At 42.8% G+C, this 857-nt stretch carries 1 protein-coding gene; it reads left to right on the top strand.

Going from position 1 to position 857, the window contains the following annotated elements; genetic code table 11:
• Positions 1 to 29: 29 nt before the first annotated feature.
• Positions 30 to 857, top strand: an 828-nt coding sequence (gene der / locus ACFIK8_RS10630) for a ribosome biogenesis GTPase Der (protein ID WP_375669408.1), incomplete at its 3' end; no start/stop codon positions are given.

Raw genomic sequence — 857 nt, 5'->3', positions numbered from 1 at the left:
TGAGGGCAAGGCAGACAAGGAATAAATTGATGAGCCTTACCATTGCTGTAGTTGGTCGGCCCAATGTTGGGAAGTCAACGCTCTTTAATCGTTTGGTTGGTCAAAAATTGGCTTTGGTTTGTGATAAGCCAGGTGTGACACGTGATCGACGTATTCATGCGGCAGAACTTCAAGATCTGTGTTTTGATGTGATCGATACAGCTGGGTTGGAAGAAGCCGGTGATCATACACTTGAAGGTCGTATGTGTTCACATACAAAAGCTGCTATTAATGAAGCGGATCTTATTTTATTCATGTTTGATGCAAAGAGTGGCATAACGCCGAGTGATTTAAATTTTGCGTCCCTGGGTCGTAAATCGGGAAAACCAATTGTGCTTGTTGCCAATAAATCTGAGTCAAAAGCGGCAGTAGGGACAGAGTATGAGGCGTGGTCATTAGGTTTGGGGGAGCCCTGTCCAATATCTGCTGAACATGGTTTGGGTCTTTCAGATCTTCGTGATGCAATTATGGATGCTATTGGTAAAGAGAGAGTTTTTGAAAGCAAGAACGCAGAAAAATGTGTTTCTGTACAGTCTGCATCTGTTGGTGATTATGTGGATGATTTGGAGGAAAAGGGATCTGTTTGCGATGAAAGTAAACAACCCCTTCGGATTGCAGTTGCTGGTCGCCCAAACACAGGAAAATCAACTCTCATCAATAGGATGTTGGGGCAAGATCGTTTATTGACAGGACCTGAAGCAGGATTGACTCGTGATTCCATTTCTGTGGATTGGGAATGGCGTGGTCGTCATATTAAACTTTTTGATACTGCAGGGTTACGTCGAAAGTCGAAAATTCAAGAAAAATTAGAAAAACTT

Source organism: Bartonella sp. MR168JLCBS (genome assembly GCF_042194175.1).
This window is presented reverse-complemented; position numbering and strand designations above follow the sequence as displayed.